Source organism: Streptomyces sp. C1-1 (genome assembly GCF_050214755.1).
GTDB lineage: Bacteria > Actinomycetota > Actinomycetes > Streptomycetales > Streptomycetaceae > Streptomyces.
On sequence record NZ_CP189826.1, the window covers coordinates 8,249,272 to 8,272,661 of the forward strand.

The 23,390-nt window shown below is 72.9% G+C and carries 16 protein-coding genes; 9 read left to right on the top strand and 7 right to left on the bottom strand.

The features are described 5' to 3' along the window. Nucleotides 1-91: 91 nt before the first annotated feature. Genes ACQF4J_RS37555 through ACQF4J_RS37575 form a run of 5 tightly spaced genes read right to left on the bottom strand, consistent with a single transcriptional unit; the run spans nt 92 to nt 4,475 of the window. Nucleotides 92-961 carry a biotin-dependent carboxyltransferase family protein gene (locus ACQF4J_RS37555; protein ID WP_351806381.1) on the bottom strand — a complete coding sequence of 290 codons (870 nt, stop codon included), beginning with the start codon at nt 959-961 and terminating at the stop codon, nt 92-94. Beyond that, nucleotides 958-1,575, bottom strand: a complete 618-nt coding sequence (locus ACQF4J_RS37560; protein ID WP_427167773.1) for a 5-oxoprolinase subunit B family protein — start codon at nt 1,573-1,575, stop codon at nt 958-960. Before ACQF4J_RS37560 ends, ACQF4J_RS37555 begins: the two co-directional genes overlap by 4 nt. Beyond that, entirely contained in the window at nt 1,572-2,330 is a 759-nt protein-coding gene (locus ACQF4J_RS37565; protein ID WP_351806377.1) for a LamB/YcsF family protein, read from the bottom strand. Before ACQF4J_RS37565 ends, ACQF4J_RS37560 begins: the two co-directional genes overlap by 4 nt. Before the next feature lie 19 nt (nt 2,331-2,349). After that, a complete protein-coding gene (locus ACQF4J_RS37570) occupies nt 2,350-3,183 on the bottom strand; it encodes a putative hydro-lyase (protein WP_351806375.1) in 834 nt (277 codons plus the stop codon). Beyond that, nucleotides 3,180-4,475 (bottom strand): MFS transporter, encoded by a 1,296-nt coding sequence (locus tag ACQF4J_RS37575; protein WP_351571193.1) that lies wholly within the window; start codon nt 4,473-4,475, stop codon nt 3,180-3,182. Before ACQF4J_RS37575 ends, ACQF4J_RS37570 begins: the two co-directional genes overlap by 4 nt. Before the next feature lie 227 nt (nt 4,476-4,702). On the opposite strand from ACQF4J_RS37575, the gene ACQF4J_RS37580 reads away from it, so the two are divergent. From ACQF4J_RS37580 to ACQF4J_RS37595, 4 genes are all read left to right on the top strand, one after another. After that, the gene (locus ACQF4J_RS37580; RefSeq protein WP_351571190.1) at nt 4,703-5,398 is read left to right on the top strand and encodes a GntR family transcriptional regulator; all 696 of its coding nucleotides are present in this window, start codon (nt 4,703-4,705) and stop codon (nt 5,396-5,398) included. A gap of 114 nt (nt 5,399-5,512) precedes the next feature. Then, complete coding sequence (locus ACQF4J_RS37585) at nt 5,513-7,039, top strand: hypothetical protein (RefSeq protein ID WP_351806373.1); 1,527 nt, start codon at nt 5,513-5,515, stop codon at nt 7,037-7,039. Between the two features lie 31 nt (nt 7,040-7,070). After that, the gene (locus ACQF4J_RS37590) at nt 7,071-7,961 is read left to right on the top strand and encodes a hypothetical protein (RefSeq protein ID WP_351571184.1); all 891 of its coding nucleotides are present in this window, start codon (nt 7,071-7,073) and stop codon (nt 7,959-7,961) included. 36 nt (nt 7,962-7,997) lie between these two features. Next, complete coding sequence (locus ACQF4J_RS37595) at nt 7,998-12,638, top strand: hypothetical protein (protein ID WP_427167774.1); 4,641 nt, start codon at nt 7,998-8,000, stop codon at nt 12,636-12,638. Between the two features lie 11 nt (nt 12,639-12,649). Here the strand turns inward: ACQF4J_RS37595 and ACQF4J_RS37600 are convergent, their stop codons facing one another. Continuing rightward, a complete protein-coding gene (locus ACQF4J_RS37600) occupies nt 12,650-13,189 on the bottom strand; it encodes a hypothetical protein (RefSeq protein WP_351571178.1) in 540 nt (179 codons plus the stop codon). 421 nt (nt 13,190-13,610) lie between these two features. On the opposite strand from ACQF4J_RS37600, the gene ACQF4J_RS37605 reads away from it, so the two are divergent. Genes ACQF4J_RS37605 through ACQF4J_RS37625 form a run of 5 tightly spaced genes read left to right on the top strand, consistent with a single transcriptional unit; the run spans nt 13,611 to nt 21,611 of the window. Next, nucleotides 13,611-16,544 carry a nitrate- and nitrite sensing domain-containing protein gene (locus ACQF4J_RS37605; protein ID WP_427168667.1) on the top strand — a complete coding sequence of 978 codons (2,934 nt, stop codon included), beginning with the start codon at nt 13,611-13,613 and terminating at the stop codon, nt 16,542-16,544. Beyond that, nucleotides 16,541-16,978, top strand: coding sequence for a roadblock/LC7 domain-containing protein (locus ACQF4J_RS37610; RefSeq protein WP_351571175.1), 438 nt, complete (start codon nt 16,541-16,543; stop codon nt 16,976-16,978). The genes ACQF4J_RS37605 and ACQF4J_RS37610 overlap by 4 nt, the downstream gene beginning before the upstream one ends. A gap of 9 nt (nt 16,979-16,987) precedes the next feature. Next, nucleotides 16,988-17,383 carry a DUF742 domain-containing protein gene (locus ACQF4J_RS37615; protein WP_351806369.1) on the top strand — a complete coding sequence of 132 codons (396 nt, stop codon included), beginning with the start codon at nt 16,988-16,990 and terminating at the stop codon, nt 17,381-17,383. Between the two features lie 24 nt (nt 17,384-17,407). Continuing rightward, complete coding sequence (locus ACQF4J_RS37620; RefSeq protein ID WP_427167775.1) at nt 17,408-21,025, top strand: hydantoinase B/oxoprolinase family protein; 3,618 nt, start codon at nt 17,408-17,410, stop codon at nt 21,023-21,025. Beyond that, entirely contained in the window at nt 21,006-21,611 is a 606-nt protein-coding gene (locus ACQF4J_RS37625; RefSeq protein WP_351571167.1) for a GTP-binding protein, read from the top strand. Before ACQF4J_RS37620 ends, ACQF4J_RS37625 begins: the two co-directional genes overlap by 20 nt. Nucleotides 21,612-21,686: 75 nt before the next feature. Here ACQF4J_RS37625 and glpK read toward each other — a convergent pair whose 3' ends face one another. After that, nucleotides 21,687-23,195: a glycerol kinase GlpK gene (gene glpK, locus ACQF4J_RS37630; protein WP_351571164.1), complete on the bottom strand. Its 1,509-nt coding sequence runs from the start codon at nt 23,193-23,195 to the stop codon at nt 21,687-21,689. Between the last annotated feature and the right edge of the window lie 195 nt (nt 23,196-23,390).

Sequence of the window (23,390 nt, forward strand, 5' to 3'; positions counted from 1 at the left end):
GGGTCTCTGCGGGTGCGTGGGGGTTTGCCGCGTGGGCCTCTGCGGGTGCGTGGGGGCTGGTCGCGCAGTTCCCCGCACCCCTGTCGGGGCGCTAGCGCCCGCGTGTCCCCACGAAGCGGACCGGCGTGCCCGGTGCCGCCTGGGCGGCGGCCGGGAGGTCCTGGGCTCGGACGACCGCGATCACGGGGTAGCCCCCGGTGGTCGGGTGGTCGGCCAGGAAGACCACCGGCCTGCCGTCGGGCGGGACCTGGACCGCGCCCAGAACCATGCCCTCACTGGCGAGTTCGCCCGGCCGGGACCGGTCCAGGACGGGCCCCTCCGTGCGCAGCCCGATGCGGTTGCTCGCCGGGGACACCCGGTACGTGCGGGACGTGAAAGCGCGCAGTGCCGCCGGGGTGAACCAGTCGTCGCGCGGACCGAGCCTCACCCTCAGGACGAGTTCGGCCGGCGGCGCCGGCTGCGGGGCGGCGTCCACGCGCGCGTGAAGGGCCTGCGGTGTGCCCAGGGGCAGCACCGTGCCGTCCGTCAGCGGTGGCGGGCCCAGGCCGGACAGCAGGTCCGTGGAACGGCTCCCGAGCACCGGGTCGACGGCGACGCCCCCGGAGACGGCGACGTAGCCGCGTACTCCCGAGACGACGGTGCCGACGTTCAGAAGGGCACCGGCGGGAACGCGTACGGGCGCGCCCCAGGCCACCGGCCTGCCGTCCAACGTCACCGGGCAGGGCGCGCCCCCGACCGCCACCGTGACCGCCGAACGCGGCCGCAGGGAGCAGCCGTTGACCGTGGTCTCCAGGACGGCGGCGCCGGGCGCGTTGCCGACGAGACGGTTGACGAGCGCCGCCGCGGGACCGTCGAGCGCCCCGGAGCGCGGCACGCCGAGGTGGGCGTGGCCCGGCCGGCCCTCGTCCTGGACGGTGGTCAGGGCCCCGGCGCGTACGACGACGAGCGCACGGTCCGTCATGTGCGCCCCACCGGGACGAACCGCACGCGCGTGCCGGGCGACAGCAGTGCGGCCGGCACGCGCGCGTGGTCCCACAGGACCGTGTCCGTGCTGCCGATCAGCTGCCAGCCGCCGGGAGACGAGCGCGGGTACACACCCGTGTAGGGGCCCGCGAGAGCCACGGCGCCCGCCGGGACGGCCGTGCGCGGGGTGGCCCGGCGCGGGACGTCGTAGTGCCGCGGCAGGCCGGTGAGGTAGCCGAATCCGGGGGCGAACCCGCAGAAGGCGACGCTGAACTCGGTGTCGGCGTGGATGCGGGCCACCTCGCGGGTGTCGACGTCCCAGTGCGCGGCCACGTCCGCCAGGTCGGGACCGTCGTAGCGCACCGGGATCTCGACCGCCTCACGCGCGCGTGGGGGAGCGGGGGGAACCGCGGCGGCCGCCAGTTCGGCGGCGAGGCGGACCGGGTCGTCCACGCCGTCCAGGAGGACCGTGCGGGCGGCCGGGACGATTTCGCCGGCCGAGAGCGCCCCCTCCGCGCGGCGGCGCAGCAGCTCGGCGTGCAGCGCCTGCGCCTCGTCCCCGGAGGCGACCTCGACCAGGACGGCGCCGTCGCCGACGGGCAGCACCCTCATGCGAAGGCCTCCACCCGGACACCGGAGGCCTGCAGGCGCTCCCGTACCAGCCGGGCCAGTTCGACCGCGCCCGGAGTGTCGCCGTGCAGGCACAGGGAACGCGCGCGTACCTCGACGCGCGCCCCGGAGTGCGCGTCGACCACCCCGTCGCGGGCCAGGCCGACCGAGCGCTCCGCGACCGCCTCCGGGTCGGTCACCACGGCGCCTTCACGGGCGCGCGGCACGAGCGTGCCCTCCTCCGTGTAGGCGCGGTCGGCGAACGCCTCGGGGACGGCCGGGAGGCCGGCCTTCTCGGCGTACTCCAGCAGCCGCGAGCCCGGCAGGCCGAGCACGGGCAGCGTGGCGTCGGCGAGGCGGACACCGTCGACGACCGCGCCGGCCTGTTCCTCGTCGAGCACCACGCGGTTGTAGAGCGCGCCGTGCGGTTTGACGTACGACACGCGCGTGCCCGCCGCGCGCGCGAAGACCTCCAGGGCGCCGATCTGATACGCGACCTCGGCCGCCAGTTCGGCGGGCGGCACGTCCATCGCCCGCCGCCCGAAGCCGGCCAGGTCCCGGTAGGAGACCTGGGCGCCGATCCGGACACCGCGCTCGGCCGCGAGCTCGCACACGCGCCGCATGGTCGCCGCGTCGCCGGCGTGGAAGCCGCAGGCCACGTTGGCGCTGGTGACGACGGACAGCAGCCGTTCGTCGTCGGTGAGCTGCCAGCGGCCGAAGCCCTCGCCGAGGTCGGCGTTCAGATCGATCGAGGTCATGGGTCCTTCGTGTCTCGTCTCAGGCCACGCGGTACTGCTCGTCGCGGGCGTCCGTCAGGAACATCTGTCCCGGTGCGTGCGTGATGGCGAAGGGCGGGCGGGAGGCCATCACCGCGGCCTGCGGGGTCACACCGCAGGCCCAGAACACCGGGATGTCCTCCGGCGCCGCGTCCACCGCGTCGCCGAAGTCGGGCCGGCCGAGGTCGCCGATGCCGAGCCCCGACGGATCGCCGCAGTGCACGGGACTGCCGTGCACCGCCGGGAGCAGACTGCTCTCCCGGATCGCCGCCGCCAGGTGCTGCGGCGGCACCGGCCGCATGGACACCACCATCGGGCCGTGCAGCCGCCCCGCCGGACGGCACTGACGATCCGTCACGTACATCGGCACGTTGCGGCCCTGCTCGACGTGCCGGATCGGCACGCCCGCCTCGGCCAGCGCCCACTCGAAGGTGAAGCTGCAGCCGATCAGGAACGACACCAGATCCTCGCGCCAGTGCGCGCGCACGTCCGTGGGCTCGTCCACCAACTCGCCGTCCCGCCACACCCGGTAGCGCGGCAGGTCGGTGCGCAGGTCCGCGCCGTCGGCGAGGACGGTGGTCCAGGAACCGGCGTCCGTCACGTCGAGCACCGGGCACGGCTTGGGGTTGCGCTGGCAGAACAGCAGCATGTCGTACGCCCAGTCGGCGGGCACCGAGATCAGGTTGACCTGGGTGTGGCCCGCCGCGACACCGGCGGTGGGGCCGGACAGGCCGTCCCGGAAGCGGGCGCGGGCGGTCTTCGGGCTCCACGCGTGCGCGTGGTCGTCGACCAGGGTCAGGGGGCGGTCGGCGACCGCGTCCTTCGTCCGGTTCACGCCAGCTCCTTCCCGCGCGTCTCCGGCAGCCCGAGCAGCGCCAGTGCCGCGAGGCCGTAGCCGATCGCGCCGAACACCAGGGCCCCGCCCACGCCCCAGCTGTCGGCCAGGAAACCGACCGCCGTGGGGAAGACGGCGCCGACGGCGCGCCCGGTGTTGTACGTGAAGCCCTGGCCGGTGCCCCGCACGGCCGTCGGGTACAGCTCGCTCAGGTAGGAACCGAAGCCGCTGAAGATGGCCGACATGCAGAACCCGAGGGGGAAACCGAGCACCAGGAGCAGGGTGTTGGCGCCGTGCGGGATGTTGGCGTACGCCAGGATGCAGACCGCGGACAGCAGCGCGAACAGCCAGATGTTGCGGCGGCGGCCGAGCCGGTCGGTGAGGTAGCCGCCGGTCAGGTAGCCGAGGAAGGCGCCGGAGATCAGGAAGGTCAGGTAGGCGCCGGTGCCGACCACCGACAGTCCGCGGTCGGTCTTCAGGTACGTCGGCACCCAGGTGGCCAGCGTGTAGTAGCCGCCCTGGACGCCCGTGGACAGCAGGCCGGCGAAGACGGTGGTGCGCAGCAGACCCGGCTTGAAGATCGCCGTGAACGAGCCCTTCCCGGTGCTCTTCTCGCGTACGGCGGCCGCCTCCGGGGCGTCGTGCACCCGGCGCCGCATCCAGATCACCAGCAGCGCGGGCAGGGCGCCCGTCCAGAACATGATCCGCCAGGCCAGGTCGTCGCCCGCGTACGAGAACACGACCGTGTACATGATCACGGCGAGTGCCCAGCCCACGGCCCAGGAGCTCTGGATCGCGCCCAGGGTGCGCCCGCGGTGCCTGGCGCTCGCGTACTCGGCGACGAGGATCGCGCCGACCGCCCACTCGCCGCCGAAGCCGAGACCCTGCAGCGCCCGGAAGACCAGCAACGTCTCGTAGTTGGGCGCGAAGCCGCAGGCCACGGTGAAGACCGCGTAGGTGATGACCGTGATCATCAGCGCCTTGACCCGGCCCACCCGGTCCGCCACCACCCCCGCCAGGGCGCCGCCGACCGCGGAGACCACGAGCGTGACGGTGGTGAAGAGGCCGGTCTGGCCGCTGTCCAGGCCGAAGTACGCGGACAGCGCGACCATGCTCAGCGGCAGCGTGAAGTAGTCGTACGAATCCAGGGCATAGCCACCGAAAGCGCCGGCGAAGGCGCGCCGGCCGCGCGGCCCCAGGGCGCGCAGCCAGCCCAACGCGCCGTCGTGGTCGGTGACTTCACCGGGGCGCGCGCCGGTGGCCAGGGCCTGGGGTGGAGGGGTCGTGCTCATGGGCACCTCGCAGAGGGAGGACGGAGGGTGCTTCAGGAGTGAGCCGTGCCGTGCGGATGAGCTGTGTCGGGCGGGAAACCGTGCCGTGCGGATGCGCCGTGCCGTGCGGGAGCGGTCGGCGCCGCGAGGGATCGGAGCGGTGCCGCGAAGAGAACCGTAGAGGATTGTTCAACGATCCCTCAATACCCATGTTGGTTCGTTCTTCTGATCTGCGATTGAATTCCGGCATGGCAGAGCCGCTGACGTCACTCGCCGAGGACCGCGCCCTCCTGGGGCGCACCAGCACCGCCGAACGGGTTTCGGACATTCTCAGAAGCCGCATCGCCGAGGGCTTCTTCCCACCCGGCACGCGGCTGTCGGAGGACAGCATCGGAGGCGCGCTCGGGGTCTCCCGCAACACCCTGCGCGAGGCGTTCCGGCTGCTCACACACGAACGCCTGCTCGTCCACGAGCTCAACCGCGGCGTCTTCGTCAGGGTCCTGGCGGTCGAGGACGTCGAGGACATCTACCGCACCCGCGGCCTCGTCGAGTGCGCCGTCGTCCGCGGGCTCGGCGAGCCGCCGTACGGGCTCGACGCGCTGTCGGCCGCCGTCGAGGAGGGGCTCCGGGCGGCGCGCGAGGGTGACTGGAAGGCGTTGGGTACCGCCAACATCCACTTCCACCGGGAACTGGTGGCCCTCGCGGGCAGCGCCCGCACCGACGAGCTGATGCGCAGCGTCTTCGCCGAACTGCGGCTCGCCTTCCACGTCGTCGACGACCCCAAGCGGCTCCACGAGCCCTATCTCGCCCGCAACCGCCAGATCCTCCAGGCGCTGGAGGCCGGGGACCGGGCGGAGGCCGAGAAGCTGCTCGCGGTCTACCTCGAGGACTCCCTGGAGCGGGTCGTCGAGGTCTACCGCAGGCGGGTCGGCGAGGAGGCGTAGCGGGCCGGGGCCGGACACACCGGGGTCTTCCTGGCACTGGCGGGCGAAGTGTGACGCCAGGGCCCGTCTGAGTCGTTTGGGCCGTTGTCAGACCGAGGACCTAGTCTGTGCACCGTGACTTCGCCTGCACCGACGGACCGTGTTCCGCCCCAGCTCAGCGCGGGGCCGCGCCCCGCACCGGGCCCGGCCGCCGACGAGGGACTGGCGCGGCGGCTGCGCGCGCTCGCCTGCACCGCGCCACTGCACGACCTCGACACCCGCAAGGCCAACCTCGCGGGGGAGTACTCGGTCTACGGCATGGCGGAGGTGGCCCTCGCGGCCATCGACCTGGTCACCCTGAACATGGACTTCGACACGGGCGCCGACCACGACCAGATAGTCGCCCGCCTCATCCCCCGCATCGCCGCCCAGGCACCCCAGCGGCCCGTCACCGAGCACGAACGCGTGGCCCGCTGGGTGCTGGAGAACCTGATCAACGTCGGAAGCGTCGACCGCGGCTTCCGGGCCGTCTACGGCACGTTCACGACCGACGGCAGCTACGTCCGGCGCGACTACGACTTCAAGCTGATCGAGGAAGTGCCCGGCCCCGGCGGCACGGTGTACCTCCGTACGACCGACGAAGCGGTCAACGTCCTGGTCGGCGCCCTCGACACGGACGTCACCAGCGCCCAGATCGCCGCCGAGGTCAAGCTGGAGGTGCTCATCAACCGGGGCCGCCTCGCCGACGCGCAGCTCGCCGCCGAGCAGGCCCGCTACCGCACCGTCCAGTACTCGGAGACCCTGCGCCGCGCCCTGGACGCGACCCGGCGCAACGTACGGGCGGTGGACTGGCTCAACTCCGTGCCCGACATGATCGCCGAGGCGCTGGACCACGTGGCCGACCGGTACCGCCACGAGAACGCCATCCTCACCAACATCCGCAAGGCGCGCGACGAGACGGAGGACGCCGAGCACAAGCGGCGCGCGGCCGAACTCGTCGACATCGTCAAGGACTGCATCCGCCGGCACACGCAGTTGCAGTCCCGGTTGCTGGAGGCCGGGCCGCTGTTCCGCGCGGAGCAGGACCGGCAGGCGTTCGCCACCCCCATGACCTCGTCGGGCATCGACCTGTACGGACATCTGGTCGCTCCCGTGCTGCCCCTGCCGCTGGAGCACGCGGTCCGGGTCACGGACGCCTTCTTCGCGCGTGGGACGGGCCTGCGGACGCCGGTGTCGGTCCGGGTGGGCGACCTGGTCGACATACTGCTGACGCCTCCGGTGGAGCGGGAGCACCTCGGCGCGGAGATGCCGGAGCCCGATCTGATCGCGACGCCGGACGACAGCCGGTTCAGCGAGGAGCAGCTGGCCGCGGCGACCGAACTGCTCGACCTGCCGGCCGACGCGCCGCGCCGTCTCTCCGGACTGCTCGCGGAGGCCCGCCGACGCGATCCGGAACTGCCGTACCTCGTGGCCCTGCTGGCGGTGCACGCGGCCAGCCCGCCGGTCGGAACGGCCTACCGGCAGGGCGAGGAGAAGCTGCTGTTCGCCGTGGACGACGGGACGGAGCTGGACGATCCCGAGTTCGGCGGCGCCGACCTGATCGTCGGGACCGCCCTGCTGGACGCGGCGGGGATGGCCGCGGACCGGACGGAAGCGGCATGACCGAGCAACGACGCGACAAGGAGCCCGAGCAGTGACCGAGCACGTCGATCGGAGTGACACGGAGGCCCCGGCGCCCACGGCGCCCACCCCTGTCACGCCCGCCGACGCCGCCGACGCGGCGCGGCTCGTCGCCTTCGGGCTGCAACCCAAACTGCAGCCCGCGCGGGACCAGGAGTACGCGGAACTGCTGCGGCGCTACCGGGAGGACCCGCCCTTCGCGCGTCTCGCGGACGCCGTGGCCGCCGGGCTCGGACTGATCGTGCTGGAGGTGTCCCCGCGCGCGGGGATGGCCGTGACCGCGGCCGAGGACTCGGTGTTCGCCGTCCGCATGGGCGACTACGCGCGTCGCACCTCCGCCGACGGCGGAGACCGCTTCCTGCACGGACTGGCCCACCTCGCCGTCGCCGCCATGGCCTTCCCGCGCCCTGAGGACCTGGCCGACGACGGCTACATCGGGCGCGTGAGCGTCAACGGCGTCGACGCGTTCGTCCGGCAGGCCTGCCGGCGGCTGGAGGAACGCGCCGAGGAGCAGGGCGAGAACACCGACCCCGCCACCGACGCGCCCGGGCTGGAGGCCGCGTGGCGGATCTGGATGAGGCGCAGCGCGGCCGGAGCCACCAAGGACGCGCGCAGGCTCGCCGGTTCGACGACCGGCATCGTCGGCAAGGCGGTCGCCTTCCTCACCGACTCCGGGTTCCTCCAGCGCACCGGCGACGACAACGGCGGCACCTACCGGACCACCGCCCGCTACCAGCTCCAGGTGCGGGACATGGCGGGCAGCGCCGCGATGGCCGAACTGCTGGAGCTGGGCGTCGTCCCGGTGACCGACGGCACGCCCACGCTGCTGCCCCCCGAGGACACCGACGACCTGCACCTGGCGGCCGACGCCGGACTGCCGTTCCACTCGTCGTCCCCGTCCTGAACCCCCCGACCTGCCGAAGACTTACGAGAGTCCGCCATGTACGAGCTGTCCCGGGTCCGCCTCTACTCGATCGGGCCCGCCGGTGCGCGCTACGCCGACACCATGCTTGACCTGCGCGGTGTGGGCGAGCCCGTGCCCGACCCCGCGCCCACCCAGGCGGAGTTCTTCGAGGAGGAGCCCGTCGGACCGCCGCGCCGCCCCGCGCCCGCCGGCGTGCTCTTCCTGGAGAACGGCGGCGGCAAGTCGGTCCTGCTGAAGCTGATCTTCTCGGTGATGCTGCCCGGCCACCGCAACACCCTCGGCGGCGCCAGCTCCGGCGTGCTGCGCAAGTTCCTGCTCGCCGACGACTGCGGGCACGTCGCCCTGGAGTGGCAGCACACGCTGACCGGCGAGTGCGTCGTCGTCGGCAAGGTCAGCGAGTGGCGTGGCCGGCAGGTCTCCAACGACCCGCGCAAGTTCGCCGAGGCCTGGTACTCGTTCCGGCCCGGGCCCGGACTGTCCCTGGACAACCTGCCGGTGGCCGAGTCCACCGCCGTACGCCCCGCGATCGAGGGCCAGTCGGGCGCCCAGGGCCGCCGCCGCACCATGAAGGGGTTCCGGGACGCCATCACCGAGGCCGGCAAGGCCTACCCCCACCTGGAGGTCCACTGGGAGGAGATCCACGACCGGTGGATCGAGCACCTCGGCGACCTCGGCCTCGACCCCGAACTCTTCCGCTACCAGCGGGAGATGAACGCCGACGAGGGCGAGGCCGCCGGCCTCTTCGCCGTCAAGAAGGACTCCGACTTCACCGACCTGCTGCTGCGCGCCGTCACCGACACCCGGGACACCGACGGACTCGCCGACCTCGTCAGCGGCTTCGGCAACAAGCTGGGCCGCCGCGCCGAGCTGATCGCCGAACGGGACTTCACCGCCGGGTCCGTGGACCTCCTCGGCCGGATCATCGAGGCCGCGGAGGCACGCGCGCGTGCGCGCGACGTCCACGCCGGCGCCGAGCGCCGCACCCGCACCCTGGCCCGCCGGCTGTCGGCACGCGGCACGCGGGAACGGGTGCGGGCCGCCGACCTCGCCCAGCGGGTCACCGCCGCCGCCTACGCGGTCACCCACGCCGAGGGCGCCCGCGAGCGCAGCGCGCTGATCGCCGCCGAACTCGCCTACCGCAACGCCTCCCTGGCGCTCGCCGCCGCCGAGAAGTCCGCCGCCGCGCAGAAGCGCGAGCTGGCCGACGCCCGCACCCTGCACTCCGCCTGGCAGGCCGCCGAGGCCGTGCTGCGCCACCGCGCCGCCGCCGACCGCGTCGCGCGCGTGGCCGCCGCCATCCAGGAGGCCGAACGGGACGCGGCCCCGGCGCTCGCCGCCCGCGCCAGGGCCGCCGTGGACCTCGTACGGGCCCTGCAGTCGGCCGCCGAGAGCGCCGAGACCCTCGCCAACGAGGAGGAGGAGCGCTCCGCCGCCCTGCAGGAGGTCGGTGAGGCCGCCCACCGGGACTCCACCGCCGCCGCGACCGAGGCGCAGCGGGCCCGCAGCGAGATCGGGCATCTGCGGCAGCGCCTCACCGAGGTCGAACAGGAGACCGCCGAGGCGGTGCGGGCCGGCTGGCTCGACGACAGCGCGCCCGACGCCGACCCGGCGCGCGCCGCCCTCGCGGCCAGCGACGCCGAGAAGACGGCCGTGGCGGCCTGGGACACGGCCCGTGAGGCCTCTCGCAAGGCGGCCGAGCACGCGCGCGAGGCGGCCTCGGCCGAGTCCCGCGCGGAGCTGACCGCGGCCCGCGCGGCCGACGCGGCGACCGCGACCCGGCGTTCCTACGAGGCCGAGCGCCGCCTGGCCGAGGCGCTGGCGGCCGAGGAGCGGCTGGCGGAACTGCTCAGCCTGTCCGGCAGGCCCGGCGAGCACGACCGGGCGATGGTCCCGCAGCCACGTCAGGAGGCGGAGGGCGACGAGGGGGCGCTCACGCCCGAGGAACTCGACCGCTTCGCCGACGAACTGCGCGAGCTGCTGGAGGACTCGGTCTCCACCGCCGAACGCCACCTCTTCGAGCTGCGCACGGCCGCGGCCGACGACTCCCGGATCCTCGGCGCACTCGGCGACGGCGGACTGCTTCCGCCCGGCCCCGACGTGCTGGCCACCGTCGAGTTCCTGGGCGAGCACGGCATCCCCGCACTGCCCGGCTGGCGCTATCTCGCCCAGGCCGTCGACCCCGCCGACCACGCGCGCGTGCTGGCCGCCCGGCCCGAGCTGGTCGACGGCGTGATCATCACCGACCCCGACACGCACGCGCGTGCCCGGGACGCCCTCGCCGACGCGGCCCTGCTTCCGCGTTCGGCCGTCGCCGTCGGCACGGCGGCCGCCCTGCTCGCACCGACCCCGGCGCACGATGCCGAACACGGCGGCTCCGCCGGTGTGTTCCTCGTCCCGCCGAACCCGGCCATGCACGACGAACGCGCCGCCGACGAGGAGCGGCAGGCGCTGCGCGCACGGGCGACCGAGCGCGACGAGGAGATCCGCGCCCTCGCCGCCCGGCTGGGCAAGGACCGTGAGCTGGCGGCCCGGCTCGCCTCCTGGCGCACCGGCTGTCCGGCCGGCCGCCTCGTGGAACTGGCACAGGCGGCGCACGACGCCCGCGTGTTCGCCGAGGAGGCGGAGGCCGAGCTGACCGAGGCGCGCACGGTGCGGGCCGAGGCCGACGAGGTCGCCGCCGAGGCCGCGCAGGTGCGGGACGAGCGGCAGGAGGCCGCGCAGAAGGCCCGCCGCGCCGCCGACGCCCTCGCGGGACTCGCCTTCCGGCTGCGTGAGCGGGCCGGCTGGCAGGCCAAGCTCCGCGAACTGGCCGACGAGGGCGCCGAGTCGGAGGTCCGCGCCCAGGCCTGCCTGGAGCGCGCCCGGGCCGCCGACGAGGACCGGCGCGCCGCCCAGCGGGCCGCCGACGACGCCCGGCGCACCGCCCGCGCGCTGCGCGCCGAGCGCGCCGAGATCGCGGGCGCCCCCGACGACGTACCGGAGGACGACGCGGCGGCCCCGAAGGCGTCGCTGCCCGCCCTGCGCGAGGCCTACCGGGCCGCCTCCCAGGTCTACGAGAAGGTCGGTGTCGGCGCCGACCTGCGCGCCGAGCAGGCCCGCGCGGAGAGCGACGAGAGCGCCGCCCGCGCCGAACTGGACCGGCTCAGCAACAAGGTCCGCACCCGCGCCGAGCAGCTGCTGCGGTCACCCGACGGCTCCGACGGGCCCTCCCGGCAGGCCGCCGCCGCCCGGGCCGAGGAACTGGTCCAGCTGCTGGAGACCCGGATGTCCAGCGCGAGCGAGCAGCTCGGCCGGCTCCGCGGTGAGGCCGAGCGGCACGCGCCCGAGGACGGCGAGGCGCACACCGAGCTGCCCGAGGAGCTCCAGCCGCGCGACGCCGAGCACGCCCAGGCACTGCTGCGCACGGCCACCGCCGAACTGGCCTCGCGCACCGAGGCGTTGAGCCAGTCCCGGCAGGCGCACGCCGAACTCCTCGACGCCCACCGAGCGGCCGAGGACTCGGCCGGGGGCTTCGACGAGATCGCCGCGATGCTGCGGGATCTGCTGCGCGAGCACACCTTCGAGGAGGAGCAGGAGGAACCGGAGCCCTACCCGGGCAGCCTGGAGGAGGCCCGGCACTCCGCGGCCGAGGCCCGCCGCTCGCTGCGCGGGTGCGCCGCCGAACTGTCGGCCGCCGAGTCCGCCGTGCGGGAGGCGAGCGACGTCCTCGTACGGCACGCCAACTCCACGCGCTACGAGCAGGTCCGCACCCCCGCCCGTCAGCAGATCCGCGAACTGCCCGCCTCCGCGCTGCCCGAGCACGCGCAGAAGTGGGCCGACGCCTTCGCACCCCGACTCCGCGTCCTCACCGACGAGTTGGCTCAATTGGAGCGCAACCGCGACTCGATCGTGGACCGTCTGCGCGGTCTCGTCGAATCGGCGCTGGCGACCCTGCGGTCCGCCCAGCGGCTGTCCCGGCTGCCCGAGGGGCTCGGCGAGTGGTCCGGGCAGGAGTTCCTGCGCATCCGCTTCGAGGAACCCGACCAGGCCACGCTCACCGAGCGCCTGGGCGAGGTCATCGACGAGGCGACCCGGGCCGCCGTGAAGAAGAACTCCGACCTGCGGCGCGACGGCATGTCCCTGCTGCTGCGCGGTGTGGCCGCCGCCCTGGAGCCCAGAGGCGTCGCCGTCGAGATCCTCAAGCCGGACGCCGTACTGCGCGCCGAGCGGGTGCCTGTCGGGCAGATGGGCGACGTGTTCTCGGGCGGCCAGCTGCTCACCGCGGCCATCGCCCTGTACTGCACGATGGCCGCCCTTCGCTCCAACGACCGGGGCCGGGACAGACACCGCCACGCCGGCACGCTGTTCCTCGACAACCCCATCGGGCGCGCGAACGCCACGTACCTGCTGGAGCTGCAGCGGGCCGTGTCCGACGCGCTGGGCGTCCAACTGCTCTACACCACCGGTCTGTTCGACACGACCGCGCTGGCGGAGTTCCCCCTGGTGATCAGGCTTCGCAACGACGCCGACCTGCGGGCCGGGCTGAAGTACATCAGCGTGGAGGAACACCTCCGGCCCGGACTGCCCCAGCAGAGTCCGGGCGGGGAGGGCGAAGCGGTGCACAGCGAGATCACCGCCACGCGGATGTTCAAGCGGCCGGCGCCGACGAACGGTTGAGCAATGCGGCGTCAGGGGTGCGACAGCTGCCCCGCGCCGCCCCGACGCCGTATCCGCTCCTGGGTCCGCGCGGTGGCCTTCTCCTGGCGCCGGGCCCGGCGCCGCTCGCGCCGCAGGGCCCGGGCGGTGCTGCTCGGGGCCGACACCACGCCGTTGCGCTGGTTCCACACCTGGCGGGTCACCCACACGTCCAGGGCACCCCAGGTGGCGACCACCGTGCTGACGACGCTGCTGATGACCATCGGGAAGGCCAGCCATGAGCCGGCCATGGTGCACAGGAACGCCACCATCGCCTGCAGCAGTGTCACGGCGATGATCAGCACCGCCCGCACCGCCGCCGTACGCACCGGATCGGGCAGCCGACGCCGCCGCGCCGACTCCTCGACCCACAACGGTCGGTACGACGACTGGGCCCGAGCCGTGCGCCCCTCTTCCACGGTCGTACGCCCGCCTGCCGGAATGTCGCGATCCGGTGCCTCGGTGCCCCGCCGCACCGCCGTGCGCGTCACCACGCCCTGCCCGGGCGCCTTGCTCCGCTCCGCCGTGCCCATCACCGTGTCACTCCCCACCGCCAGCAAACCGCTCGCCTCTGTGCCTCACAGCACTACACCCCAGTGGCTGCCCGGCTTGCGCTGTTTTACGCCGCCCGGTTGCGGGATGCGGCTCCTGTGGCCGATTCCGCACCCATTTCCTGCAGAGAAGGACGAACGACACTCGGCGAAGATTCCCAAGCAGCGAAAAATTTCGGCCAACACACCGGCCAGGCAGGCGCGATGAACTTCCGTCATCTCCCGGGCAAACCGGGAGGCAATCTCCCGCAATGAACGGACAACTCCCCATGTCTCGCCGCCCGTGCGGAAGTTCAGCCTCCGGACCGCTCTTCGAGTTACCTCTGCGTCGGTAGTAGGCTCGCGCCGTTTGTTGACGTACATGTGTACCCCCGCTCGGATGGGGGTCGAGCTGGGGGAGGCCATGCGCTTTCGCGGGAAGTCGATCCGCCGGAAGATCGTGGCGCTGCTTCTCGTGCCGCTGGTGTCCCTCACCGCGATCTGGGGCTTCGCCACGGTACTCACGGGACGTGAGGCGGAACAGCTGTTCAACGTGTCGGACGTGGTGGAGAAGGTCGCCTATCCGATCGAGGACACCGTCCGCGTCGTACAGCAGGAACGCCGTCAGTCCCTCGTCTATCTCGCCGACCCCCGCGCCTCCGAGGGCATGAGCGATCTGCGGCGCACCCGGGCCGCCACCGACAAGGCCGTCGCACGGATCCGGAAGAACTCCACGAACCCCGATGTGCGCGACGCCATGGGCGAGGAGACGACCGACCGGCTGGGCACAGTGCTGGACTCGTTCAAGGGCCTCGACGACCTTCGGCACAGTGTCGAGGACGGAACGGTCGACCGGGCCCAGGCCCTCGACCTCTACAACCGCCTGATCGACCCCTGCTACGTGCTGCTCACCAACCTCCACGTCGTCGACAACGTCGAGATGGACAAGCAGTACCGCGCACTGGTCAACCTCGCCCGCGCCCGCGAACTGCTCTCGCGTGAGGACGCGCTCCTGGGCTCCGCCCTCGTCGTCGGCAAGCCCTCCCGCACCGAGCTGCGCAAGGTCACCGACCTCATCGCCCAGCGCGGCCTGATCTACGACTACAACCTGCAGCTGCTGCCCTCCGACGACCGCGACCGCTACCAGCGGTTCTGGAAGAACGCCGAGACCGCCCCGCTGCGCGTGGCCGAGCAGTCCGCGGTCTCCGCGGGAGCCGGCAGCTCTCCCGAGGTCACCGCCAAGAACTGGGACACCGCCGCCGGGAACGTCCTCGACGAGCTCGGCACCCTCAACGACCAGGCCGACGACCGCTACCAGGACCGCGTACGCCCCGTCGCGATGGGTGTCATCGCCAAGGCCGCCGTCGCGGGCGTCCTCGGGCTGCTGGCCCTGCTCTTCTCGCTCTTCCTGTCCGTGCGCATCGGCCGCGCCCTCATCCGCGACCTGCGAAAGCTGCGCCTGGAGGCCCACGAGGCGTCGGGCGTGCGGCTGCCCAGCGTCATGCGGCGCCTGTCCGCGGGCGAGCAGGTCGACGTGGAGACCGAGGCACCGCGCCTGGAGTACGACAAGAACGAGATCGGCGAGGTCGGCCAGGCCCTCAACACCCTGCAGCGCGCCGCCGTCGAGGCCGCCGTCAAACAGGCCGAACTGCGCGCCGGCGTCTCCGAGGTGTTCGTCAACCTCGCCCGCCGCAGCCAGGTCCTGCTCCACAAGCAGCTCACCCTCCTCGACAGCATGGAGCGCCGCACCGAGGACACCGACGAACTGGCCGACCTCTTCCGGCTCGACCACCTGACCACCCGTATGCGCCGGCACGCCGAGGGCCTGGTGATCCTCTCCGGCGCCGCCCCGTCCCGGCAGTGGCGCAAACCCGTCCAGCTCATGGACGTCGTGCGGGCCGCCGTCGCCGAGGTCGAGGACTACGAGCGCATCGAGGTCCGCAGGCTGCCCCGGGTCGCCGTCACCGGCCCGGCCGTCGCCGACCTCACCCACCTCGTGGCCGAACTCCTGGAGAACGCCACCGTGTTCTCCCCGCCGCACACGGCCGTCCAGGTCGTGGGGGAGCGGGTCGCCAACGGCTTCACCCTGGAGATCCACGACCGCGGTCTGGGCATGGCCGCCGACGCGCTGCTGGACGCCAACCTGCGGCTCGCCGAGACACCCGAGTTCGAGCTGTCCGACACCGACCGGCTCGGTCTGTTCGTGGTCAGCCGCCTCGCCCAGCGGCAGAACGTGCGCGTCTCCCTCCAGACCTCCCCGTACGGCGGCACCACCGCCGTCGTCTTCATCCCGGACGCGCTGCTGACCGACGACGTCCCCGACACCAACGGCATCGGCTTCCGCCTCGACCGGCCCCAGCCCACGAAGGAGGCCGAACTCGAGGAGAGCCGCCGCAACGAGCTGTCCCGGGTGCCCGTACAGCTGCCCGGCGCGCTCCTGAACGGGCCGGTCGAGCTGGAGGCCCCCGTCGACCTCGACGCCATCGACGACTTCCCGGGCGCGCTCGACGACGAGGACGACGAACGCGGCGGCATCTTCCGCCCCCTCCGGTCCAGGGTCCTCGCCGACGACGAACCGGGCGGCCGTCACGACGACCTCCGGCGCCCCGACGCCGACGGCCGCGGGCCCGCCCGCGGCGACCAGGACGACCTCTCCGGCGCAGCCCTCCCGCTGCCGAGGCGCAGCACGCCCAAGCTGGTCAGCTCCCACGGGCGCCCGGTCACCGAGCCCCGGCCCCGGCGCGAGGACACGCACGAGGCAGCGCCGGCCCGGTCCGGCCGCCCCGACCCGAAGACCGCCGTGCCGCTGCCGTCCCGCCGCCGCGAGGAACTCCTGTCGGGCAGCGGGCCGGACGCCCCGGCCCCGGAGGCCGCACCGCCCCTGCCGAACCGCCGACGGGGCACCTCGCCACTGCGCTCCGGCCCGGGCGAGGCCGGCCGCCCCGGCGACGGTGACGTGACCGGGGCTCCCGTGGGCGGAGCCCCCGCGGCCGGGGCCCCGGGCGACCACCCGCTGAGCTCCGGGCTTCCCGCGCGCACCCGTCCCGCGCCGGCCGCGCCCGGCAGAGCGGACGCCGCCGACGGGCGTCCCGGCGCGGGGACGCAGGAGGCCGGGCCCGGCGCGGGCGCCCTGCCCCGGCGGGTGCGCCAGGCCAACCTGGCCCCGCAGCTGCGGCAGAGCGCCGTGCGGCGCACGGAGGAGCGCGCGGAACCCGTCGAGCGGGACGCCGACGACGTACGCAACCGTATGGCCTCGCTCCAGCGCGGCTGGCAGCGCGGCCGCGAGGAGAACGCCGCGGGCGACGACGCCCACCGCGGCACAGCACCACAAGGAACGACTAAGGGGGACGGTCGATGACCGCACCGAAGGCGACCGGCCACAGCGCGACCAATCAGTCCGGAGAGCTGAACTGGCTCCTGGACGAGCTGGTGGACCGCGTCGCGAGCATCCGCAAGGCTCTCGTGCTCTCCGGCGACGGCCTGCCGACCGGCGTGTCCAGGGACCTGACCCGGGAGGACAGCGAGCACCTCGCCGCCGTCGCCTCCGGGTTCCACAGCCTCGCCAAGGGTGTGGGCCGCCACTTCGAGGCGGGCAACGTCCGGCAGACCATCGTGGAACTCGACGAGGCCTTCCTGTTCGTGACGGCCGCGGGCGACGGCAGCTGCCTGGCCGTCCTGTCGGACGCCGACGCCGACATCGGCCAGGTGGCGTACGAGATGACACTCCTGGTCAAGCGCGTCGGCGCGCATCTCGGCACCGCTCCGCGCACCGATCTGCCCGCAGGCGGGTAGTGAGATGTCATGAGCGCTGACGGTCAGGGAACAAGCCACTGGTTCGACGACGAGGCCGGACCGGTCGTCCGCCCCTACGCGATGACACGCGGTCGCACGACCAGTCCGGGGCAGCACCGCCTCGACCTGATCGCGGTGGTGGTCGCGGAGCCGCAGGCGGAAGACCCGGACGCCGACACGACACTGTCCCCCGAGCACGTGGACATCGTCGACCTGTGCCGGGACACCCCTCAGTCGGTGGCCGAACTCGCCGCCGGGCTCGACCTGCCCATCGGCGTGGTCCGGGTCCTCGTCGGAGATCTCGTGGACGCGGAATTCGTCCACGTCAACCGGCCGATCCCGCCTGCCGAGCTGGTGGACGAGAGTATTCTGCGCGACGTGATCAACGGCCTCCGGGCGCTGTGAGCGGCGCGGAAGCGGGGTACTGACGTGACTGGCTGGCAGTTCTGGGTGGACCGGGGCGGCACGTTCACCGACATCGTCGCTCGACGCCCGGACGGCCGCCTGCTCACGCACAAGCTGCTGTCGGAGAACCCTGCGCGGTACTCCGACGCGGCCGTCGCGGGCGTCCGGGAACTGCTGGACGGCGCCCGGGAACCCGTCGAGGCCGTCCGGATGGGTACGACGGTCGCCACCAACGCCCTGCTGGAGCGCAAGGGCGAGCGCACGCTGCTCGTCGTCACCCGCGGCTTCCGCGACGCCCTGCGCATCGCCTACCAGAACCGGCCGCACATCTTCGCGCGCCGGATCGAGCTCCCCGAACTGCTCCACGAGCGGGTCGTCGAGGTCGACGAGCGCATCGCCGCCGACGGCACCGTGCTGCGCGCCCCCGACCTGGACGCGCTGAGCGGGCTCCTCCAGGAGGCGTACGACGACGGGATCCGCGCCGTCGCCGTCGTATGCATGCACAGCCACCTGCACCCCGCCCACGAGCAGGCCGTCGGGGAGCTGGCCGCCCGCATCGGCTTCCCGCAGATCTCGCTGTCCAGCGAGGTCAGCCCGCTGATGAGGCTCGTCCCCCGCGGGGACACCGCGGTCGTCGACGCCTACCTCTCGCCGGTGCTGCGCCGCTACGTCCGGCACGTCGCCGACGAGCTGCACGGGGTGCGGCTGATGTTCATGCAGTCCAACGGCGGTCTCGCCGAAGCCGGGCAGTTCCGCGGCAAGGACGCCATCCTCTCCGGTCCCGCGGGCGGGATCGTCGGCATGGCCCGCATGTCGCAGCTCGCCGGGTTCGACCGGGTCATCGGGTTCGACATGGGCGGCACCTCCACCGACGTCTCGCACTTCGCCGGTGAGTACGAGCGGGTCTTCACCACGCAGATCGCCGGTGTCCGGCTGCGCGCCCCGATGCTGGACATCCACACCGTGGCGGCCGGCGGCGGCTCGGTGCTCCACTTCGACGGCTCCCGCTACCGCGTAGGGCCGGACTCGGCGGGAGCCGACCCCGGCCCCGCCTGCTACCGCGGCGGCGGCCCGCTCGCCGTCACCGACGCCAACGTCATGCTCGGCCGCATCCAGCCCGCCCACTTCCCGAAGGTGTTCGGCCCCGACGGCGACCAGCCCCTCGACGAACGGCTCGTCCGCGACCGCTTCGCCGCCCTCGCGCGCGAGATCCGCGAGCGGACCGGCGACGACCGCACCCCCGAGCAGGTCGCCGAGGGCTACCTGCAGATCGCCGTCGCCAACATCGCCAACGCCGTCAAACGGATCTCGGTCCAAAAGGGCCACGACGTCACCCGCTACGCCCTCACCACCTTCGGTGGCGCGGGCGGCCAGCACGCGTGCATGGTGGCCGACTCGCTCGGCATCCGCACCGTCCTCGTCCCGCCGATGGCCGGTGTCCTGTCCGCCCTCGGCATCGGCCTCGCCGACACCACCGCCATGCGTGAACAGTCCGTCGAGGCGCCCCTGGAACCCCGGGCCATGCCCGCCGTCCTCAAGACGGCCGACGACCTCGAGGGAGCGGCCCGCGCCGAACTCCTCGCCGAGGACGTCCCAAAGGACCACATCCAGGTCGCCCGCCGTGCCCAGCTCCGCTACGACGGCACGGACACCACCCTCACGGTCGAGCTGACCGAGCCCGACACGATGCGTCACGCCTTCGAAGAACGTCATCGCGCCACGTACTCCTTCACGCTCGACCGCCCGATCGTCGTCGAAGCCCTCTCCGTGGAAGCCACCGGCATCACCGAACCCCCCGATCTGTCCGCCCTCGCCCCGTACGAAGGCCGCCCCGCCGCTCCCGACACCGTCCGGCTGCACACCGGCGGCACCTGGCGCGACGTGCCCCTCCACCGCCGCGAGGACCTGCCTCCCGGCGAGACGGTCACCGGCCCCGCGATCATCACCGAGGCCAGTGCGACGACCGTCGTCGACGACGGCTGGCAGGCCGTGGCGCGCGACGACGGGCATCTGGTCATGGAACGCTCGGTGATTACGCAGAGTTCCGATCTCGACACGAAAGCCGATCCGGTTCTGCTCGAGGTCTTCAACAACCTCTTCATGTCGATCGCCGAACAGATGGGTGCGCGGCTGGAGTCGACGGCCCAGTCCGTCAACATCAAGGAGCGCCTGGACTTCTCCTGCGCGCTCTTCGACCCGGACGGAAACCTGGTGGCCAACGCCCCCCACATCCCCGTCCACCTGGGCTCCATGGGCACCAGCGTCAAGGAGGTCATCCGGCGCCGGGGACCGGCCATGCGGCCCGGCGACACCTACGCCGTCAACGACCCGTACCACGGCGGCACCCACCTTCCGGACGTCACCGTGATCACGCCCGTGTTCGACACGCAGGGTGACCGGATCCTGTTCTACGTCGCCTCCCGCGGCCATCACGCCGAGATCGGCGGCATCGCCCCGGGCTCCATGCCCGCCGACAGCCGCACCATCGAGGAGGAAGGCGTCCTCTTCGACAACTGGCTGCTCGCCGAGGCCGGCCGCTTCCGCGAGGAGGAGACCCGCCGGCTGCTCACCGAGGCGCCCTACCCCTCCCGCAACCCCAAGACCAACCTCGCCGACCTGCGCGCCCAGATCGCGGCCAACCGCAAGGGCGTCGACGAAGTCGCCCGCATGATCGAGGACTTCGGCCTCGACGTCGTCCAGGCCTACATGAGGCACGTCCAGGACAACGCCGAGGAAGCCGTCCGCCGGGTGATCGACGCCCTCGACGACGGTGAGTACGCCTACGAGACCGACTCCGGCGCCGTCATCCGCGTGTGCGTGCGCGTGGACCGCGAAAAGCGCTCCGCGGCCGTCGACTTCACCGGCACCTCCGCGCAGCTGGCCGGCAACTTCAACGCGCCCTTCGCGGTGGTCAACGCGGCCGTCCTGTACGTCTTCCGGACCCTCGTCGCCGACGACATCCCGCTCAACGACGGCTGCCTGCGGCCCCTGGACATCATCGTGCCGCCCGCCTCGATGCTGGCGCCCGAACCGCCCGCCGCCGTCGTCGCGGGCAACGTCGAGACCTCCCAGGCCATCACCGGCGCCCTGTACGCGGCGCTCGGCGTCCAGGCCGAGGGCTCGGGCACCATGAACAACGTCACCTTCGGCAACGAGCGGCACCAGTACTACGAGACCGTCGCCTCGGGCTCCGGCGCGGGCGACGGTTTCCCCGGCGCTCCCGTCGTCCAGACCCACATGACCAATTCGCGGCTCACCGACCCCGAGGTCCTGGAGTGGCGGCTGCCCGTGCGGCTCGAGGAGTTCGCTGTCCGGCACGGCAGCGGCGGTGCCGGACGCTGGCGCGGCGGAGACGGCGCGGTGCGCCGCATCCGCTTCGAGGAGCCCATGACCGTCTCCACCCTGTCCCAGCACCGCCGGGTGCGGCCGTACGGCATGGCGGGCGGCGAGCCCGGCGCGCTGGGAGCCAACCGGGTGGAGCGGGCCGACGGCACCGTCACCGCGCTCGCCGGGAGCGACTCCGCGGACGTCGGTCCCGGCGACGTACTCGTCATCGAAACCCCCGGCGGCGGGGGCTACGGCCCACCGTCCCACCACCCCCATCAAGCAGGAGAAGAGATCGATGATCTTCGGGCGTTCTGAGCGCGGGAAGTCTCCGGTCGAGCCCGTCACGCTCAAGATCCTGGTGGCCGGCGGCTTCGGCGTGGGCAAGACCACGCTCGTCGGCGCGGTCAGCGAGATCCGGCCGCTGCGCACGGAGGAGCTGCTCACCGAGGCGGGACGCCCGGTCGACGACACGACCGGTGTGGAGGCCAAGCGCACCACCACCGTGGCCATGGACTTCGGCCGCATCACGCTGCGCGAGGACCTGGTGCTGTACCTGTTCGGCACGCCGGGACAGGAGCGGTTCTGGTTCATGTGGGACGAGCTCTCCGAGGGCTCCCTGGGCGCCGTCGTGCTCGCCGACACGCGCCGCCTGGAGGACTCCTTCGCCGCCGTCGACTACTTCGAGCGGCGCTCGATACCCTTCGTCGTCGGCGTCAACTGCTTTGAGGGAGCCGCCCGTTACCCGGTGGAGGACGTCCGGCGGGCCCTCGACCTCGACGCCGACGTGCCGCTGCTGCTGACCGACGCCCGCGACCGGGAATCGGTCAAGGAGGTGCTGATCGGCGTGGTGCGGCACGCGATGGCCCAGGCGTCGGAGCGCCGCGAGACCGTCGGCACCTGACGGAACCGCACGAGAGCGGCCCGTACCCCCGCCGACCGGGGTACGGGCCGCCGTCATCGGCACACGCGCGTGTGCCTAGTCCTCGTCCTCCGCCCAGCCGAAGCTCTTCTCCACGGCCTTGTGCCAGTTGTGGTACTCGCGGTCCCGCACCGACGCCTCCATGGAGGGCGCCCACTCGGCGTCCTTCTGCCAGTGCGCCTTCAGTTCGTCGAGGTCGTTCCAGACCCCGGTGGCGAGACCGGCGGCGTAGGCGGCGCCCAGGCAGGTGGTCTCGGAGACCTTGGGGCGGACCACGGGGACGTCGAGGACGTCCGCCTGGTGCTGCATGAGCAGGTTGTTCTTGGTCATGCCGCCGTCCACCTTGAGGGTGGTGATGTGCACCCCGGAGTCCTGGAACATGGCGTCCACGACCTCGCGGGTCTGCCAGCTCGTCGCCTCCAGCACGGCGCGGGCCAGGTGCGCCTTGGTGACGTACCGGGTCAGTCCGGTGATCACACCGCGCGCGTCGGAGCGCCAGTACGGCGCGAACAGGCCGGAGAAGGCGGGCACGATGTACGCGCCGCCGTTGTCCTCGACACTCGCCGCGAGCGGCTCGATCTCGTCCGCGGTGCGGATGATGCCCAGCTGGTCGCGGAACCACTGGACGAGCGCGCCCGTGATCGCGATGGAGCCCTCCAGGCAGTAGACCGGCGCCTCGCCACCGATCTTGTAGCCCATCGTCGTCAGCAGGCCGCTCTTCGACACCACGGGCCGGTTGCCCGTGTTGAGCAGCAGGAAGGAGCCCGTCCCGTAGGTGTTCTTCGCCGTGCCCACGTCGTAGCAGGCCTGCCCGAACACGGCGGCCTGCTGGTCACCCAGCGCCGATGCCACCGGCACGCCGGCCAGCTGGCCCACGGCGTTCCCGTACACCTCCGCCGAGGACTTGATCTCGGGCAGGATGGCCTCCGGGATGTTCATCGCGGAGAGGATGGACTGGTCCCACTGGAGGGTCTCCAGGTTCATCAGCATCGTGCGGCCGGCGTTCGTCACGTCGGTGACGTGCTGCCCGCCGTCGGTGCCGCCGGTGAGGTTCCAGATGAGCCAGGAGTCCATGGTGCCGAAGGCGATCTCGCCGTTCTCGGCGCGCGCCCTGAGGCCGGGCACGTTGTCCAGCAGCCAGGCCGCCTTCGGCCCGGAGAAGTACGTGGCCAGCGGCAGTCCGGTCTGCTCGCGGAAGCGGTCCTGCCCGTCCGAGCCGCCGAGCTGCCGGGTCAGCGCCGCGGTGCGCGTGTCCTGCCAGACGATGGCGTTGTGCACGGGCTTTCCGGTCGCGCGGTCCCACAGGAGGGTGGTCTCGCGCTGGTTGGTGATGCCCATGGCGCTGAGCTGGTCGGCGCGCAGCCCCGCCTTCGCGATCGCCCCGGCGACCACCGCCTGCACCTTGGACCAGATCTCGGTGGCGTCGTGCTCCACCCAGCCCGGCTTGGGGAAGATCTGGCGATGCTCCCGCTGGTCGACGGCGACGATCGCGCCGTCCTGGTTGAAGACGATGCAGCGGCTGGATGTGGTGCCCTGGTCGATAGCGGCGACGAACTTGTCCGTCATGACGTCCCCTTCGTCGTTCCTGCAGTACGGCGCCGGAGAGGATCAGGATCGCCGTGCCGTTGACCTCACCGACGAAGATGTCTTTGCGCATGGCGGCGAGCGTGCCGTCGCAGCCGAATCACCCGCGGGGGGAGTGGCCTGCCCTTCAGGCGGTTTTTGCGGTGTTTGCCTGGTTACAGCGTGTTTGTACGGCGA

Coding starts and splice junctions, on each gene's coding strand:
- ACQF4J_RS37575 (WP_351571193.1), bottom strand. CDS start 4,475: ATGAGCACGACCCCTCCACCCCAGGCCCTGGCCACCGGCGCGCGCCCC.
- ACQF4J_RS37610 (WP_351571175.1), top strand. CDS start 16,541: ATGACCGCACCGAAGGCGACCGGCCACAGCGCGACCAATCAGTCCGGA.
- glpK (WP_351571164.1), bottom strand. CDS start 23,195: ATGACGGACAAGTTCGTCGCCGCTATCGACCAGGGCACCACATCCAGC.
- ACQF4J_RS37595 (WP_427167774.1), top strand. CDS start 7,998: ATGTACGAGCTGTCCCGGGTCCGCCTCTACTCGATCGGGCCCGCCGGT.
- ACQF4J_RS37605 (WP_427168667.1), top strand. CDS start 13,611: ATGCGCTTTCGCGGGAAGTCGATCCGCCGGAAGATCGTGGCGCTGCTT.
- ACQF4J_RS37565 (WP_351806377.1), bottom strand. CDS start 2,330: ATGACCTCGATCGATCTGAACGCCGACCTCGGCGAGGGCTTCGGCCGC.
- ACQF4J_RS37555 (WP_351806381.1), bottom strand. CDS start 961: ATGACGGACCGTGCGCTCGTCGTCGTACGCGCCGGGGCCCTGACCACC.
- ACQF4J_RS37580 (WP_351571190.1), top strand. CDS start 4,703: ATGGCAGAGCCGCTGACGTCACTCGCCGAGGACCGCGCCCTCCTGGGG.
- ACQF4J_RS37615 (WP_351806369.1), top strand. CDS start 16,988: ATGAGCGCTGACGGTCAGGGAACAAGCCACTGGTTCGACGACGAGGCC.
- ACQF4J_RS37600 (WP_351571178.1), bottom strand. CDS start 13,189: ATGGGCACGGCGGAGCGGAGCAAGGCGCCCGGGCAGGGCGTGGTGACG.
- ACQF4J_RS37560 (WP_427167773.1), bottom strand. CDS start 1,575: ATGAGGGTGCTGCCCGTCGGCGACGGCGCCGTCCTGGTCGAGGTCGCC.
- ACQF4J_RS37625 (WP_351571167.1), top strand. CDS start 21,006: ATGATCTTCGGGCGTTCTGAGCGCGGGAAGTCTCCGGTCGAGCCCGTC.